At 62.6% G+C, this 15,006-nt stretch carries 17 protein-coding genes; 11 read left to right on the top strand and 6 right to left on the bottom strand.

Annotated features, from left to right (window positions below; genetic code table 11):
- Positions 1-13: 13 nt before the first annotated feature.
- Together AC1Q61_RS04385 and AC1Q61_RS04380 are read left to right on the top strand one after the other, a co-directional pair.
- Positions 14-859 (top strand): mycofactocin-coupled SDR family oxidoreductase, encoded by an 846-nt coding sequence (locus tag AC1Q61_RS04385; RefSeq protein ID WP_020970454.1) that lies wholly within the window; start codon positions 14-16, stop codon positions 857-859.
- A gap of 300 nt (positions 860-1,159) precedes the next feature.
- A complete protein-coding gene (locus AC1Q61_RS04380; protein ID WP_223304422.1) occupies positions 1,160-1,669 on the top strand; it encodes a hypothetical protein in 510 nt (169 codons plus the stop codon).
- 7 nt (positions 1,670-1,676) lie between these two features.
- Here AC1Q61_RS04380 and AC1Q61_RS04375 read toward each other — a convergent pair whose 3' ends face one another.
- Positions 1,677-2,063 (bottom strand): DUF1304 domain-containing protein, encoded by a 387-nt coding sequence (locus tag AC1Q61_RS04375; protein WP_003939752.1) that lies wholly within the window; start codon positions 2,061-2,063, stop codon positions 1,677-1,679.
- An 87-nt stretch (positions 2,064-2,150) separates the two neighbouring features.
- Here AC1Q61_RS04375 and AC1Q61_RS04370 point away from each other — a divergent pair, with 87 nt between their 5' ends.
- Both AC1Q61_RS04370 and AC1Q61_RS04365 read left to right on the top strand, forming a co-directional pair.
- Entirely contained in the window at positions 2,151-2,735 is a 585-nt protein-coding gene (locus AC1Q61_RS04370) for a TetR/AcrR family transcriptional regulator (protein WP_054781222.1), read from the top strand.
- Positions 2,736-2,792: 57 nt separating this feature from the next.
- Positions 2,793-3,413: a GNAT family N-acetyltransferase gene (locus AC1Q61_RS04365; RefSeq protein ID WP_128637903.1), complete on the top strand. Its 621-nt coding sequence runs from the start codon at positions 2,793-2,795 to the stop codon at positions 3,411-3,413.
- Here the strand turns inward: AC1Q61_RS04365 and AC1Q61_RS04360 are convergent.
- The gene (locus AC1Q61_RS04360) at positions 3,371-3,961 is read right to left on the bottom strand and encodes a TetR/AcrR family transcriptional regulator (protein ID WP_042921653.1); all 591 of its coding nucleotides are present in this window, start codon (positions 3,959-3,961) and stop codon (positions 3,371-3,373) included. The two genes, AC1Q61_RS04365 and AC1Q61_RS04360, sit on opposite strands and share 43 nt — an antisense overlap.
- A gap of 113 nt (positions 3,962-4,074) precedes the next feature.
- Here AC1Q61_RS04360 and AC1Q61_RS04355 point away from each other — a divergent pair, with 113 nt between their 5' ends.
- The 3 genes from AC1Q61_RS04355 (at position 4,075) to AC1Q61_RS04345 (ending at position 6,419) form a co-directional block, all read left to right on the top strand.
- The gene (locus tag AC1Q61_RS04355) at positions 4,075-5,313 is read left to right on the top strand and encodes an MFS transporter (protein WP_003940229.1); all 1,239 of its coding nucleotides are present in this window, start codon (positions 4,075-4,077) and stop codon (positions 5,311-5,313) included.
- Between the two features lie 134 nt (positions 5,314-5,447).
- Positions 5,448-5,894 carry a hypothetical protein gene (locus AC1Q61_RS04350; protein ID WP_021332236.1) on the top strand — a complete coding sequence of 149 codons (447 nt, stop codon included), beginning with the start codon at positions 5,448-5,450 and terminating at the stop codon, positions 5,892-5,894.
- A 156-nt stretch (positions 5,895-6,050) separates the two neighbouring features.
- Positions 6,051-6,419 (top strand): VOC family protein, encoded by a 369-nt coding sequence (locus tag AC1Q61_RS04345; RefSeq protein WP_042921654.1) that lies wholly within the window; start codon positions 6,051-6,053, stop codon positions 6,417-6,419.
- Between the two features lie 4 nt (positions 6,420-6,423).
- Here the strand turns inward: AC1Q61_RS04345 and AC1Q61_RS04340 are convergent, their stop codons facing one another.
- Both AC1Q61_RS04340 and AC1Q61_RS04335 read right to left on the bottom strand, forming a co-directional pair.
- The gene (locus tag AC1Q61_RS04340) at positions 6,424-7,770 is read right to left on the bottom strand and encodes a cryptochrome/photolyase family protein (protein ID WP_215516043.1); all 1,347 of its coding nucleotides are present in this window, start codon (positions 7,768-7,770) and stop codon (positions 6,424-6,426) included.
- A gap of 10 nt (positions 7,771-7,780) precedes the next feature.
- Positions 7,781-8,368 carry a TetR/AcrR family transcriptional regulator gene (locus AC1Q61_RS04335; RefSeq protein ID WP_042921655.1) on the bottom strand — a complete coding sequence of 196 codons (588 nt, stop codon included), beginning with the start codon at positions 8,366-8,368 and terminating at the stop codon, positions 7,781-7,783.
- 76 nt (positions 8,369-8,444) lie between these two features.
- Between AC1Q61_RS04335 and AC1Q61_RS04330 the strand changes: the two genes are divergently transcribed.
- The gene (locus tag AC1Q61_RS04330) at positions 8,445-8,822 is read left to right on the top strand and encodes a DUF952 domain-containing protein (RefSeq protein WP_042921656.1); all 378 of its coding nucleotides are present in this window, start codon (positions 8,445-8,447) and stop codon (positions 8,820-8,822) included.
- Here AC1Q61_RS04330 and AC1Q61_RS04325 read toward each other — a convergent pair.
- Complete coding sequence (locus AC1Q61_RS04325; protein WP_215516044.1) at positions 8,819-9,814, bottom strand: ABC transporter permease; 996 nt, start codon at positions 9,812-9,814, stop codon at positions 8,819-8,821. The genes AC1Q61_RS04330 and AC1Q61_RS04325 overlap by 4 nt on opposite strands.
- Before the next feature lie 89 nt (positions 9,815-9,903).
- Between AC1Q61_RS04325 and AC1Q61_RS04320 the strand changes: the two genes are divergently transcribed.
- The 3 genes from AC1Q61_RS04320 to AC1Q61_RS04310 are packed head-to-tail and all read left to right on the top strand — an operon-like array spanning position 9,904 to position 12,564.
- Positions 9,904-10,479 (top strand): TetR/AcrR family transcriptional regulator, encoded by a 576-nt coding sequence (locus AC1Q61_RS04320; RefSeq protein ID WP_029256004.1) that lies wholly within the window; start codon positions 9,904-9,906, stop codon positions 10,477-10,479.
- Positions 10,480-10,519: 40 nt separating this feature from the next.
- Positions 10,520-11,224 carry a response regulator transcription factor gene (locus AC1Q61_RS04315; protein ID WP_003939853.1) on the top strand — a complete coding sequence of 235 codons (705 nt, stop codon included), beginning with the start codon at positions 10,520-10,522 and terminating at the stop codon, positions 11,222-11,224.
- A complete protein-coding gene (locus AC1Q61_RS04310) occupies positions 11,221-12,564 on the top strand; it encodes a sensor histidine kinase (RefSeq protein WP_003939972.1) in 1,344 nt (447 codons plus the stop codon). Before AC1Q61_RS04315 ends, AC1Q61_RS04310 begins: the two co-directional genes overlap by 4 nt.
- A gap of 5 nt (positions 12,565-12,569) precedes the next feature.
- On the opposite strand, the gene AC1Q61_RS04305 is transcribed toward AC1Q61_RS04310, so the two are convergent.
- Positions 12,570-14,846 (bottom strand): SulP family inorganic anion transporter, encoded by a 2,277-nt coding sequence (locus AC1Q61_RS04305; protein ID WP_492650983.1) that lies wholly within the window; start codon positions 14,844-14,846, stop codon positions 12,570-12,572.
- Positions 14,847-15,006 lie beyond the last annotated feature (160 nt).

Here is a 15,006-nt window from a genome sequence, read left to right as displayed (position 1 = left end):
CAGGGGAAGTTCGATGGGCAATTTGGACGGTCAGGTCGCATTCATCACCGGAGCGGCGCGTGGTCAAGGGCGCGCGCATGCCGTCAAGCTCGCGTCCGAGGGCGCGGACATCATCGCGGTGGATCTCTGCGCGCCGGTGGCAACGGCGGGGTACGACATGGCCACCGAAGCCGACCTCGCCCAGACCGTCGCCCTGGTCGAAGCTCAGGGCCGGCGTATCGTCGCATCCGTCGCGGACACTCGCGACCTCGATGCCCTGAAATCAGCGGTCGACGCCGGAGTCGAGAAACTCGGCCGACTGGACATCGTGATCGCCAACGCGGGAATCGCGGCGTCGGCGAAATTGTCCTGGGACCTGAGCGCCGAAGAGTTCCGCGAGCTGATGGACATCAACGTCACCGGCGTCTGGTTGACGACCAAGGTGTCGATTCCGCACATCATGAACGGCAATCGAGGTGGATCCATTGTGTTGATCAGCTCGATGGCCGGGCTTCGAGGCGTGCCGGGGATTGCACATTACTCCGCGTCCAAGCACGCCGTTCGGGGGCTGGCGAAGTCTCTGGCCAACGAACTCGGCTGGGCAGACATCCGAGTCAACTCCGTACACCCGGGCAATGTGCGAACGACGATGATCGACAACGAACCGATGGTTCGTGCGTTCCGTCCAGACTTGGAGAATCCTGTCCTCGCCGATACCGCTCCGATCATGTCGAAGCTGAATCTGCTGCCCCACCCGTGGGTCGACCCCGAGGTGATTGCGGATGCGGTGTTCTATCTGGTGGGGCCGGCCGGCCGCGGGATCACCGGCATCGCGTTGCCGATCGATCTCGGCACCTCGGAAAAATTCGCCGGCGGCTGAAGGCCCGAACTGATGCAGAATTGCCTCTGCCGGATGGGTCTCGAGCACCATCCGGCAGAGGCAATTCCGGCTTGATCAAGCCTTCGTAGCAACAGAACAAGTAGTCGACAACCTCATAGGCGCTCCTCGTCTGGCGTGGGAAAAACCGTTGTGGGATGCGCAACAAACCCAAGACCCAGCGTAGAAGCATTTGGCCGCAAACGCGCGTCATTCGGCACTATTTTTTGGATTCGGGCATACTGGACAACGCTCCCACCACGTATTATGGACCCGAGTTCACACTTACAGGGGGTAGGCACAGTGACGGTCAAATACGCCGTAATGGACCCGATTCACGGAAAAGTCGAGATCTCGTTCGATGTCGACACGGGGGTCGTCGACGTCCGAAACGGCAACTCACACGCTCTGTTGACGCGTCGAGTCGATGCCCCGCGCCGTGAAGGCACACCTATCGGAACGCGCGCCGCCGCCGACTTGTTCTTCACTGTCGGTGGCGACGAAGTCGAACTCACTGTCGGCAAAGGGTTTCTGTCCCGTCGCTCGTACTCTGTCTCGGCACTCGTCGACGGCGTGAGTTTGAACTTCGCCCCAGTCGACGACGCGAACAGTGCATTCACCCGCGACGGATTGCGGATCGGGCACTTCTCCAAGAACGAGGAATCCGATCCCAGACAGACCGACGCAGTCTGGTCGAGCACGCCGAGCACCGACGAACTTGTCATCGGTTACGCCCTGGCCGAAGCCTTCGATTGCGGAGCACTCAACGGGGCTTTTGCGTTGATCGAATCACTGGTGCTCGGCGGCGGATAGAGACCACTCAAAGCAGGTGGATTACCAGCAGAACAACGGCAATAGCTGGGAAAAGCATCTGCACGACGGCTGCGCGGGCTTTGTCGGGAGACGAGAGAATCAGCACCAATCCCGCGGCAACCATCGATCCTGTGCCTGCCAGTACGAGGGCAATTCCGACCGACGCGGAGCCGGTCGCCGCAATCACGATGCCGACCGCCGACACGATCGCCAAGAAAAGGTTGTAAAAGCCCTGGTTGAAGGCGAGCGGCTGCGTGGTGATCGCCTCTTCCTCGGACTTCACGCCGAACGTGGCGCGGGTCTTCGGGGCCGTCCAGAGAATCGATTCGAGGACAAAAATGTACACGTGCACTGCTGCGGCCAGTCCCGCGAAGATGTAGCCGGCGACGTTCATCGGTGAGCTCCTGTTACTTCGAGTGAATTCTGTATCGTTCGGTCCAATATATACTGGACCGAACGATACAGAAAGAGCGAGGCTTTGATGGGCAGATCACAAGAATTCGACACAACAGCCGTGGTCGCTGCCGCTTTGGACGTTTTCTGGGCACGCGGATACGAAGGCGCCTCACTCGGCGACCTCGAATCCGCGACGGGGCTGAGTCGGTCAAGTCTCTACAACTCGTTCACCAACAAGCGCGGATTGTTCGACGCCGCCGTGCAGCTGTACCTCGAACATGTCATCCGGCCACGTCTGCGCAGCCTCACGACAAATCCCGGGGCAGACGCCGTCGACGACTACCTTTCCTCGCTTGCGCACGCGATCGGCACCATGACCGCCGACTCACCTCGGCGCGGTTGCCTACTTCTCAATACGGCTGCCGGACTCGGCGCGCACGACGATGCGGTGGCCGCAGTGATCCGCGCTTACCGCCGAGAGCTCGCCGACGCGATCAACAGTGGATTACACGCCGCGTTTCCAACCGAGACAGACGCCACGCTCTCAGATCGCACTCGAATCCTTCTCTCCTGCACGGTAAGTGCATTGGTACTCGCACGAGTTGACACCGAAGAGGCCATCGCAACTCTGGAATCTGCGCGCCGACTGAACGCAGAGTGGCAGGGATAATGACCGGAAAGCTCACGCCATTGCCCGCCATCAGGCGGGTAGGCGATGATGCTTCACGTGCCCAAGTTGACCACGCCCGCTATCGCCGCTGGATATCTCCGGGGAATGGACCAACCCTCGATCCACGTCGGGACTTCCGCGATTCTCCGACCCTGGACCCGCGACGACGCACCGGCCGTCATGGAAGCCTTTCGCGATCCGTCGATTCAGCGTTGGCACATCCGCCGCGCCGACTCGATCGACGAAGCACGGGGTTGGCTCACCCAGTGGAGAGACGGGCGGGCAAGCGAATCCGAATGCCATTGGGCGATCGCCGCTCCCGAGACAAATGAACTCCTCGGTCGAATCGCAGCAAAGGGGGTGAATTTGTGGGACGGCACTGCCGAGCTCGCGTATTGGGTGACCCCAGCGGCGCGCGGCCGCGGACTGTGCACCCAGGCTGTAACCGCACTGTCCGAGTGGGTATTCCGCGAAGTAGGGTTTCATCGACTGGAACTCGAGCACTCGATCCACAACCCACGATCGTGCCGAGTCGCCACCAAAGCAGGGTTCAGCGAAGAAGGTGTTCGACGAAGCTCCGCCAGGCACGCCGACGGCTGGCACGACATGCACGTCCACGCCCGACTACGTAGCGATCAGCCATCGGCAACGACCCGCGCCGCGAGGGCAAGCGTCTGATCCACCAATTCCGCAACTCGCTGCGGCACGACCGGTTCGAGGTCGAACAGAATTCGGTAGATGATCGGCGCCACTACATGGTCGACCACCGAATCACCATCCACGCCGGCAGCTTCCGGCCAACGCGCGAGGATCACGTCGATCTGCGTCCGACAGAAGAAGGCACACTTGAACTTCTTCGTACCGTCCGGTGCATGCGTCTGATCGTCGCTCATCAACACGTCACGCAACGAAGCACGACCGACAGGCGCAGACATCTCCTCGAGGTACTCCTGCGCCCAAATCGTCAGATCCCCTCGGAGCGAGCCCGTTTCACGCGGGTCGGCGTCCGGGCGCAATCTCTCGATCGAGACGTCGGCAAAGACTTCGTTGATGTCACCCCACCGCCGATAGATGGTCGACGGGGTCACTCCCGCATCGGTCGCGATCATCGGCACCGTGATCTCGGCTCGATCACGCTGTTCCAACAACTTGCGCGCCGACGCATGCACGGCCTGTTGGATGCGCGCACTACGGCCACCGGGGCGCGGACCTGCGGACGGACTCATAAATCCAATACTAACGCAAAGATGTTGCATTAGGCTACGGCCAGGCGTAGCGTCCCAAACGCAAAGTATTTGCGTTTGAAGTCTTCACCACCCGCACGGGAAGCGCTACGACAATGACAACGACCGTTTCACCACAGACCGAGAGCACTTCACGCCCACGCCTTGGGCGAGGCGTCGCTTTCACACTCATCGCCGTCATCATCGCCACGTTCCTGGGCGCATCCGCGACCCCGACACCGTTGTACGAGCACTATCAACAGTTGTGGGGATTCTCCTCGCTCGCGTCGACGCTCGTGTTCGGCATCTACGCTCTCGCATTGCTCGCCACGCTCCTGACCGCCGGATCCCTGTCCGATCACATCGGCAGGCGCCCGGTCCTGCTCGGAGCACTCGCGCTCGAGGCAGTCTCGCTCGCGCTGTTCGCCTCGGCCGACGGGTTGACCATCCTGCTCATCGCCCGGGTCGTACAGGGTGTTGCCACCGGCGCTGCAATCAGTGCTCTGGGTTCGGCATTGATCGACCTCGAACGCACTCCGGGTCGAGGATCGATCATCAACAGCGTCGCTCCGACGATGGGGCTTGCAGTCGGAGCAGTGGGTTCGAGCCTCATCAGCGAGCACCTGCCCCGGCCCACCAGCACTGTCTACCTGGTCCTTCTCGTGCTTGTCATTCTCGAGATCTTCGGAGTATGGGCCGCTCCCGAGACTTCGGGCGGACGCCCCGGAGCCTGGCAGTCCCTGCGCCCCACACTGGCCGTTCCTCGTCAGGCGCGCACGATGATTGCCCTGACCGCACCGTGCCTGATCGCGGTCTGGGCACTGGGAGGTTTCTACCTCTCACTCGGACCTGCATTGGCGCGCAACGCACTTGACGTTCACAGCTCCCTCATCGGTGCCATCATGGTCGCAACACTGACAGGATTCGGAGCGGCAGCAGTACTCACCTTCCGCAAACTCGGCGGCCGGACCGTGATGCTGATCGGAACCACCGCCTTGGTGCTCGGGGTGGCCGTCACACTCATCGGTGCTGAAACATCCTCTGCCGTATTGATTCTGGTCGGTACGGCTGTTGCAGGTATCGGCTTCGGAGCAGGATTCCAAGGAACTATCCTCACCGTCATGCCGCTGGCCGAGAACCACGAACGCGCGGGTTTGTTGTCCACCGTCTACGTCATCGCATATCTGGCCAACAGTCTTCCCGCCTTGCTGGCCGGCTACCTGGTCGGCAAGGTCGGATTGGTGGATACGACGCGTGGCTACGGCGCACTCGTCATGGTGCTCGCGGCGGCCGCACTGATCGGACTGCTGGTCACCGGCGAGCGAAAGGTCGAAGCCGTCTCGGTGTCGGAGTAGGTGTCCCCCGATCGGTGGACACACCGTTCCGCCTGCACAGGGTCCGGGGAGTGGACATACGACATCGATCTGCTCCGACATAGTTGTCTTCGAGAGAGCCAACCGAACGCTCACCCGGACAAAGGACACCGACGATGACGAACCCACGCTACGTAGTTGCCGCAATCACAGCTCTGGCCGCCGGCGCCCTCACGTTGGGATTGAGCGGAATCGCCAGTGCCGGAACCCTTCCCACAACCGGCAACAGCATCACGATGACGATCAGCAACGACACCGAACAGACAATTCATCTCGAAGGCGCCGACAACCCCTACGGACAGTGGATGCAGAGCCCACGCCAGTCGCTCGCGCCTCACGAGACCGAAATCGTCACGGCGTACAACCAGGACCCGCGCGGCCTGACGGTCGACGTCGTCTATTCCACTCCCGGCGGCGGACAAGCCGTCTTCATGGCCAACGACTATCCGCAGTTCGACACCGACGGAACTCGCACCACCGACCCTGATCACTACTTCATCTCGAGCTACATCGACGGCTACTACCCGAACCTGAGCGTCGGGTACCACCTCAGTGCGGTGTGACTGCGGCAGTCGTCATAAGTAATCCATCTGCCTCTCAGACGCACTTGTTCTTGGACATTCGTCCGGCGCGCGGGGATTGTTGAACGCAGCCCCGCACGACCAGGCACACGCCCCGCTGCCGGTGGCCCGAAAATCAACGGGAGAGGGAAAACCACAGTGCGACTACCCAACCAGTTTCTGATCTACGTCAGCGATGCCGCCTCCGCAGCAGCGTTCTACGGCGAATTGTTCGACGCGAAGCCTGAGGTCCTCAGCCCTCGGTACATGACCTTCGACCTCGGCGGCGGTGTGGTCCTTGCACTGTGGAGCGGCAAGTCCCGCGACCTCGATCCCGCGACACCGCGCAATTTCGAAGTCGGCATCTTGGTCGACGGCGGGAGCAACGAAATTCGGGCGATCCACGACGAGTGGGTGGCCAAGGGAGTCTCGGTCGTCGAAGAACCCAACGAAGATGTCTTCGGTCTGACGTTTGTCATTTCAGATCTGGACGGAAACCGCGTCCGCGTAGCGCCCGCAGATCACTGAGCACTCAGCCTTTGATCTCGCCGTACCGGCGCAAGGCCTCCTCACGCTCGTGCGCGTGATCGACTATCGGGTCCGGGTAGTCGACTGGGCGCATCGCCTTCAACGAGTGGACGGCCTTCCCGGGAACATCGCGAAGTTCGGGGACCCACCGACGGACGTATGTGCCGTCGGGATCGAACTTCTCCCCTTGCGTGATCGGGTTGAAGACGCGGAAGAAGGGCGAAGCATCCGTACCCGACCCGGCAGTCCACTGCCACCCGTGCTGATTGGAGGCCAAGTCACCGTCCACCAGATGCGACATGAAGTACCGTGCGCCGCGCCACCACGGAATGTGCAGGTCCTTCACCAGGAATGACGCGACGATCATTCGGACCCGATTGTGCATCCAGTTCTCGGCGGCGAGTTGCCGCATGCCGGCATCCACGATCGGGAAGCCGGTCTTGCCTTCACACCAGGCCGTGAAGGCGGCGTCTGCGTCGACTCCCCCGTCGTGACGTAAACGGTCGAACTTGTCGTCGTAGTTCTTCCGCGCGCTGTCGGGGCGCTGAAATAGGATGTCTGCGTAGAAGTCTCGCCAAGCAAGCTGGCGACGGTACGCCTGAGCGCCGTCTCCGAGTCGCTTGGAGAGATCTGCCAACATAGTTCTCGGATGAATCGTGCCGTACTTGAGCGGGATCGACATCCGACTCGTGGTGTCGAGGTCGGGTCGATTTCGTTCGTCGTCGTACCGGTCAAGATCGTTCTCGCAGTATTCTTTCCACTGTTCGAGCGCACCGGCCTCACCGACGACATCGCTGACGGTGCCGGACGGCGCGGGGATACTCACCCGGCGCGGGCCACCGTCCTTCTCGCTCGGATCGAACCAACGGACCGTCCCCGCATCGGTCGACGCGGGGCCCCGCCAACCATGTTCCATCCACTGACGGAAGTACGGCGTGAACACCTTGTACGGATCACCGTCCGCCTTGGTGACGCGTCCGGGCGCCACGGCATATGGTGACCCGGTGGCGATCAACTCCACCTTCTCGGCCACGGCCGCGTCGCGCCGTCGGCCGTAGGGCCCGTAGTCGCCACTGATGTGAACTTCTTCGGCGCCAACGGATTCCGCCACGCGGGGCACCACGTCTGCCGGATCACCTCGAACAACCATCAATCGTCCGTCGAGCTGGTTGTCGAGTGCCGACAAGTTGGCGAACAGTTGATTCTGGCGGGGTGAGCCTGCCGGTCCGAGCAACTTCTCGTCGAGGACGAACAAACCCAACGTCTGTCCGCCGGCATCCGCCGCTGCAGTCAGAGTCGGAAGATCACCGACCCTCAGATCGCGTCGAAACCAGATCACAGAGTTACTCACCCAGTCGAGCCTACCGATCAGATCTCAGAACGCATCCCACCGCGCGGGCCGCCAGTTGCGCCGCTCTTTCGGCTGTCGGTTCGGAGGTAAGCCCGAGCAGTCGCCGCCGGTGCTCCTCCCCGAGCAGCAAGGTGTACAACTGATCCGCGCACAGCGCAGCCTTCTGGCCGTGCTGATCGATCAAAATCTTCTCCAGAAAGGCAATCGACTTGGCCGGGCCGGATTCGTAGAACGCTGCGGCCAATTCAGGGAACTGCACGGCCTCGCCGATCATCATGCGGTGCAGCGCAATCGAGTTGTCGCTGTGCAGGGCGATGACGATGTCCACTGCAGCGGCGAGCAGGTCGGACTGGCCCTCGCCGGCATCGTCGACGTACGCGTGCTGACGCGCAACCGCAGCTGCAAAGACCGCAGACTTGTCGCCGAAGTAGCTGTACACGGTGCGCTTGGCGACGCCGGCCACCGTGGCAATGCCCTCGATGGTAGTTCGGGCGAACCCGACATCTCGAAACGAGTCGACAGCGACGTCGAGAATCTCGTTGCGTCGTTCGGCGCGCTCGGCGTCACTGGTTCTCCCACGTCTGCGCGGTTGCTCCATCAAGTCCCCTGTTACCGTGCCGGTAAATTAATGCTACGTTGACGTTTCATTAATTCGAATACTACAGGAGCACTGCATGACCGGACAACGACTCGTCCACGTCGCTATCGCCGACGACTGGGAAGCATGCAAGCGTTTCGGTGAGTACGAGGTCTCGACGCGCGGAATCAGTTACGACGAGGCAGGATTCATTCGCGCAACGACCCCGGACGCACTCGCTTCGGTGCTCGATCTGGTGTTCGGCGACCTCACATTGCCGCTGGTCGTCGCCGTCATCGATCAGGACGCCCTGACCTCCGCGGGCATCGACGTCGAATGGGAGGCGGAAAAGCCCCGAATCCTCCGACCTCTACCGATGGACGAGGACACCGTGGTCGCCGAACTGGCCATGGAACGCGTTGACGGGGTCTGGCCGATTCCCGACCTGACCCCGTACGCAAGCTGCGCCGGCTAGACCAGCGCAGCCTCCGGTTCGATAACCGGCGCCGACGCCTTCTTCCGGCCGGCAGCCACGCACAGCGCGATCCCGACGGCAATCCAGCACACCAGCACCAGAAGTGGCGTGGTGGCGCCATGGCCGTCGAAGAACGCCATCGAACGGACGGATGCTCCTGCGGCGCCAGGTGGGAGCAGCTGCCCCAATGCGCCCCAGCCTGCGGGCAACCACGCGGCAGTTGTCGCCATCCCCGAGAGTGGGTTTCCGATGAACATCATCGTGACGGCGCCCAACGCGAACCCCTTCATCCCGAGCAGGGATTCGAGCCCCAAAATGGGAAGCGAGATGGCCGACATGCCCATGGTGAGTGCGAGCGCGGTGAGCAGGTAGTTTCCGTCAAGACTGTTGGTGCCGAACTGCAGAATGGCAGTCAGTGCAAAACCCGCGACCACCGCGACGCCGGCAGCGCCCAACACTCGCTTGACGATGCTGCGCGGAAACAGTTGCACGAGAACAACAGCGGGCATGATTCCGCCGAACACCAAGGGCAAGGCCAATGCCGTGAGCCCAGCACCGGTCGGGTCGTCCGCAGTCAGCGGCACAACGTCTTCGACGGGCACCTTTGCCCCCGAGGCCTCCGAGAGGCCGTTGGCCACCCCGGTCAGGGTCTGGGCGATCGGGGTTCCGCCTGCAGTCGCGATCAACACGTGAGGACCGTTGGCATCAACGGCGATTCCGCCGACCACGTCGCGATTCCGAATCGCGTCACGCAGGGCGTCGGCGTCGGCGAATTCTCGAGTATCGAAGGCGCCTTGCTTACCCGCCTCGAGCGAGGTGCTGATCTGTTCGGTTGCCGCAGCTGGACCGGTGATGCCCAACTTCAGTTCGTGCGGGCCACTGTTGACCGAGGGCAGTACGAAGGCAAGCAGCATCAGCCCGATCACGGCGGACAAGCCCAACACCACAGCCACCAACTTCTTGCGGTCCCGTGCTTCGACTTCGGCGTTCATAACTACCCTCCCTAAGTGGAAGTTTTTCCTCCACTATTTGTGGAAGATATTCCTCCGGTTATGATGAACTGTCAATACCGGAGGTGGATGTGCGAGCCGATGCACGTGAACGCAGAAACGCAATAGTCGACGCCGCACGAGCGGTGTTCACCGAGCGCGGGCACGACGCGCCGCTCGACGCAGTCGCAGAACTCGCGAAAGTGGGCATCGCCACGCTGTATCGAAACTTTCCGACGCGCGAGGACCTCGTGACCGCCGTCGCCGTCGCAACACTGACCGATGTCCGCGAGGCTGCCGACATCGCACTCACAGCAATGTCCACCGATCCGACAAACGCGTGGCACACGCTGGTGGACCGCCTCGTGGAACTGCGCCTGGGTGCGCTCATTCCTGCACTGGTGGAACGCAGTTTCACCGAGCTGGCGCCCGAAGTTCTCGCGGTGCGTGAGGTGACGAAAACGAAGATGACCGCGACGATCGGCGCCGCTCAGAGCGCCGGACTGGTCCGCGCCGATCTGCAACCGCTCGAATTCGTCATGGCTCTGGCCAAACTGACGCGCCCGCAAATCGAGTTGTCCGACGAAGCCATGCCGAACCTGGTCCCGCGGTTGGTCGCGGTGTTCATGGCCGGTCTGCGTCCGGACGGTACCGACTTGCCGGTCTGATCAGCGAAACCCGACGTACCAGGCAAGGCACAATGGGGCTGTGACCGAGATACCGAAAATCCTCGTAGTCGACGACGACGCAGACGTCCTGACCTCACTCGAACGCGGATTGCGGCTCTCGGGATTCACCGTACTGACGGCGGTGGACGGCGCCGACGCGCTCCGAGTGATCTCCGACAAACGACCGGACGCGGTAGTCCTCGACATCAACATGCCGGTGCTCGACGGCACCGGTGTGGTGACGGCGCTTCGTGCCGCCGGCAACGAAATCCCGATCTGCGTGCTCAGTGCGCGCAACTCGGTCGACGATCGCATCGCCGGGCTCGAATCCGGTGCAGACGACTACATGGTCAAACCGTTTGTTCTTGCCGAACTGGTTGCCCGGATCCGCGCAATGCTCCGTCGCAGCAACACTCCGGCCGGCGATCACTCCGAGGGTACGAATACCCTGCGGGTCGGAAACCTCGACATCGATCTCTCCGGTCGCCGGGTTCGTGTCGACGGCAAGGAAGTACCGCTCACCAAACGCGAATTCGAGCTACTCGAAGTGCTCGCACACAATTCAGGCATCGTGCTCACTCGCGAACGTCTCCTCGAACTGGTGTGGGGCTACGACTTCGTCGCCGACACGAACGTCGTGGACGTCTTCATCGGCTATCTGCGTCGAAAGTTCGAATCCGGTGGTTCACCTCGTCTGCTGCATACGGTTCGCGGCGTCGGGTTTGTGCTTCGGGAGAACCCGTGAAGCGTCGCCGCTTCTCACTACGAACTCGCGTTGCCGCGGCCGCGGCACTGGGGGCGACGTTCATCGTCATCGCACTCGGTGTGGTCGTTGCACTGGCTATCGCACGAAATAATCTAGCGCAATTGGACCGCCGACTCGAGACGGCATCGACGGTCATCGTGGCCAATGCTGCAACAGCGGGACCTTTTCTCGGCGCGTTCGGAGACGGCGGCGCCTTTTCCGTGACCATCCGCTCCGATACCGACGGAACCGTCAAATCCAGTACCCCGACGCGACTGCCCGAACTACCGGTCGGCTCGGCGACCGTCGACGTGGACGGTACGAAGTACCGGGCATATACCGCCGAGGCCGACGGGATCAATGCCCTTGTCTCGCTGGCGGTTCCCTATGCCGAAGCGCGAGACATCACAGTCGACCAACAGCGACAGGTTGCGTTCTTCGGCGTCGGGGCCGTAGCGGCCGCAGCTGCGTTGGGATGGTTGTTCGGTGGCCCGGCGGTGCGCCCCCTCGTGGAGTTGACCCGCCGGATCGCCAGGCGCGATCCCGATCTCGCCACCGAGGTTTCCGGAATCCGTGAAGCGGACGAGCTTGCCGCAGCAGCAGAATCGATGCTCAGCGACGTCGCTCGAGCGCAAGCCGCAACCAACTCCGCCCTTGCCGCCGCCCGAGATTTTGCGTCCGCCTCGGCTCACGAACTCCGAACTCCGTTGACAGCAATGCGAACCGACATCGAAGTGTTGTCCATTCACGACCTCGATCACGAACAAAGACGCGAGATCCTCACAGATCTGGCCCGCGCGCAGGGCCGCGTCGAGTCAACTCTGAGAGACCTCGAGCGCCTGGCGAAGGGTGAACTCTCGACGGCCGAGGATTTCAAGGACACCGATTTGACCGAGGTCTGCGACATCGCTGCCGACGACGCACGCCGACATCATCCTGGGCTCGACGTCGGCGTCGTCACGGTGGATTCCCCACTCCCCTATTGCATCCGGGCCCTTCCCGGCGGAATCCGGTTGATCCTCGACAACGCGATCACCAATGCAGTCCGCCACGGCGGCGCGAGCGCGGTGCGCATCACCCTCGCTCGCCCGGCCGATTCACCGGACACCGTCACGATCACGATCGACGACAACGGTTGCGGAATACCGGCCGAGGAACGCTCGAGCGTGTTCGAGCGCTTCACTCGCGGATCGACGGCAGGCAAGACAGGCTCCGGTTTGGGCCTGGCGCTGGTGGCGCAGCAGGCGGCCCTGCACGGCGGACGGACGACATTTCACGACAGTCCACTCGGCGGGGCTCGCCTGCTGGTCGAACTCAGGGATCAGCCCGGACCCGAATAGCCCCTTCAGGTCTCGATCAACTGGCCGATCCCTGACGCTGTCACTTCGATGACCCGAGCCGAGCCGATGTCGAAGAACAGTCCGGCGATACGCAGGCGACCATCCACACGGGCCTGACCGACGAGAGGATGGCGTTCGAGAGTCTGCAATTGGACTGCGACATTGACCATTCCGAGCTGATCGACCTCCGAGAAACCTGCCTCGGCCGCAGCACGCGCGACCGGATGGCCACTCGTATAGGCCTGCAAGCTCGTCTCCCCATGCCGCAGCCATTCCCCGACGACTCCCGATTCCGACGAACCGTTCGTCAGGAGTGCTTGCATCGCGCCGCAGCCCGAATGTCCGCACACGACCACCGAACTGACACCCAACTCGTCGATCCCGAAGGCCAGTGCCGCTTCCACCGACGTATCGCGGCCGCCGGCAGGAACCAGGTTTCCGACATTGCGCACGGTGAACAGGTCGCCGGGGCCACTGCTCGTGATTATGTTCGGCACCACTCGCGAATCTGCGCAGGTAAGGAAAAGGGAGTCGGGGTTCTGCCCGTCGCGCAACTGATCCATGTGCGGCCGTATCGCTTCGGCGCGATGGCGATGATAGTTGGACACCCCGTCGAGAATGGGCCGCAAGGCCGGCGGGCTGCTCAGATTCCTCCCCGAAGCCTGTGGTTGCCAACTGCCCCACGGCGCGAGCAAGCCGCGCAGGTCGGTGACTGCGGCGCCGCGCTTCGGCGGACCGGTGGTCGCGCTCTCCATACTCACCGAGCCGACTTCGTCGATGACCACCGAACCACCTGCCAACTCGTACTGCCTCGCCCACTCTTCGATGACGTCGAAGACGGCATGGTCGAGGAAGTCGACAGACAGCTCGACGGTGACGTCCGACCGCGGTGGGAGTCCGGCGAGCACCGACGTCAGCTTGGGCAGCACCAGGAAGGTGCACGAGCCTTCGACCAGCACGCGCCACTTCCCGGAATCGTTGTCGCCCAACTCTTCTGCGGTGACAGTTGCGCGGATGACACGCCACACCAGGAGGGCGATGGCCAGCGCCAACCCGATCAGGACGCCCTCGAGCAGATTCAAGAACACGACGCCGACCACCGTGATGCCGTACACCCACAGATCACCGGTCCGTCGCGCCAACCGAATGTGCGCCAGCTTGACCAGTTGAATACCGATGACAATCAACAGTCCGGCCAGTGCAGACTTCGGAATCTGCTGGACCAACCCGGCGAGCGCAGCCGAGAACAGCAGAATCCACAGGCCGTGCATGATCGACGACGCGCGGGACTTCGCCCCGGCCTCGACATTGGTCGCACTGCGCACGATCACCCCGGTGACCGGAAGGCCGCCGATGGCCCCGGACACCATGTTCGCGGTGCCCTGGCCGAGCATCTCGCGATCGAAGTTCGACCGCGGGCCCGAGTGCATCTTGTCCACGGCCACGGCCGAGAGCAGACTCTCCACACTGGCGATCAGGGCGATGGTCAGGATGCCGGTTGCGACGCCGAGCCACTGGCCGTCGGGCAGAGCGGGGAGTCCGATCGAGTCCAGCAAAGATCCGTCGAGAGCAATACGCTCGACGTCGATCGGCAGCGCCAGCGAAGCGAGAGTTGCCAATACGATGCCCACCAACGCCGCCGGAACCTTGCGGACACCGACAGGGAGATAGCGACACCCGAGAAGGGTGGCGATGACGACGAGTCCGATCATCAGGTCCTCGACATGCAAGGCACCGATCTGTGCGGGCAACTGCCGTAGATTGTCCAGCGCCGAGCTGGCCGAGCTTCCACCCAACAACACGTGAACCTGTTGTAGCGCAATGGTGATGCCGATACCGGCGAGCATCGCATGCACCACCACTGGAGCAATAGCCAGCGCCGCACGGGCAATTCGGCTGAGCCCGAACACGATCTGCAGAATTCCGGCGCCGACGGTGATCAGGCAGGTGACTTTCCACCCGAACTTGCCGATCAGTTCGGCGACCACCACGGTCAGGCCGGCTGCGGGACCACTGACTTGCAGCGGTGAACCTCCCACAGCTCCGGCCACCACTCCGCCGACGATTGCGGCGATCAGACCTGCCATGATCGGCGCCCCGGAGGCGATCGCAATTCCCAATGACAGGGGAAGCGCCACCAGGAATACGACCAGCGACGCCGGCACGTCGTATCTGATCAGTTGCTCGAGATATCGCCGGCTTCCACCACCCGGCGGAGACGAATCCCCCACGACGCTCTCGTCTGCGGATGATTGTGCGTGCACTACGGACTGCGTCGACATAGATCTCCTCGCCGGACCCCGGATCCGGCTGCTGGGCAACATGTTCGAAGCGAATCGGCGATCGGTATCGCCGATCGACTGTGACCATGGTAACCGCGATTCCTTACCGTTCCCTTAGATGCGAGCCCAGACGTGGTCGACGTCACCGCCGCCCGGCACT

The sequence above is a fragment of the Rhodococcus sp. MPR-R1B genome, from assembly GCF_058793255.1.
This window is presented reverse-complemented; position numbering and strand designations above follow the sequence as displayed.

Coding starts and splice junctions, on each gene's coding strand:
- AC1Q61_RS04385 (WP_020970454.1), top strand. CDS start 14: ATGGGCAATTTGGACGGTCAGGTCGCATTCATCACCGGAGCGGCGCGT.
- AC1Q61_RS04375 (WP_003939752.1), bottom strand. CDS start 2,063: ATGAACGTCGCCGGCTACATCTTCGCGGGACTGGCCGCAGCAGTGCAC.
- AC1Q61_RS04370 (WP_054781222.1), top strand. CDS start 2,151: ATGGGCAGATCACAAGAATTCGACACAACAGCCGTGGTCGCTGCCGCT.
- AC1Q61_RS04360 (WP_042921653.1), bottom strand. CDS start 3,961: ATGAGTCCGTCCGCAGGTCCGCGCCCCGGTGGCCGTAGTGCGCGCATC.
- AC1Q61_RS04355 (WP_003940229.1), top strand. CDS start 4,075: ATGACAACGACCGTTTCACCACAGACCGAGAGCACTTCACGCCCACGC.
- AC1Q61_RS04350 (WP_021332236.1), top strand. CDS start 5,448: ATGACGAACCCACGCTACGTAGTTGCCGCAATCACAGCTCTGGCCGCC.
- AC1Q61_RS04335 (WP_042921655.1), bottom strand. CDS start 8,368: ATGGAGCAACCGCGCAGACGTGGGAGAACCAGTGACGCCGAGCGCGCC.
- AC1Q61_RS04330 (WP_042921656.1), top strand. CDS start 8,445: ATGACCGGACAACGACTCGTCCACGTCGCTATCGCCGACGACTGGGAA.
- AC1Q61_RS04325 (WP_215516044.1), bottom strand. CDS start 9,814: ATGAACGCCGAAGTCGAAGCACGGGACCGCAAGAAGTTGGTGGCTGTG.
- AC1Q61_RS04305 (WP_492650983.1), bottom strand. CDS start 14,846: ATGTCGACGCAGTCCGTAGTGCACGCACAATCATCCGCAGACGAGAGC.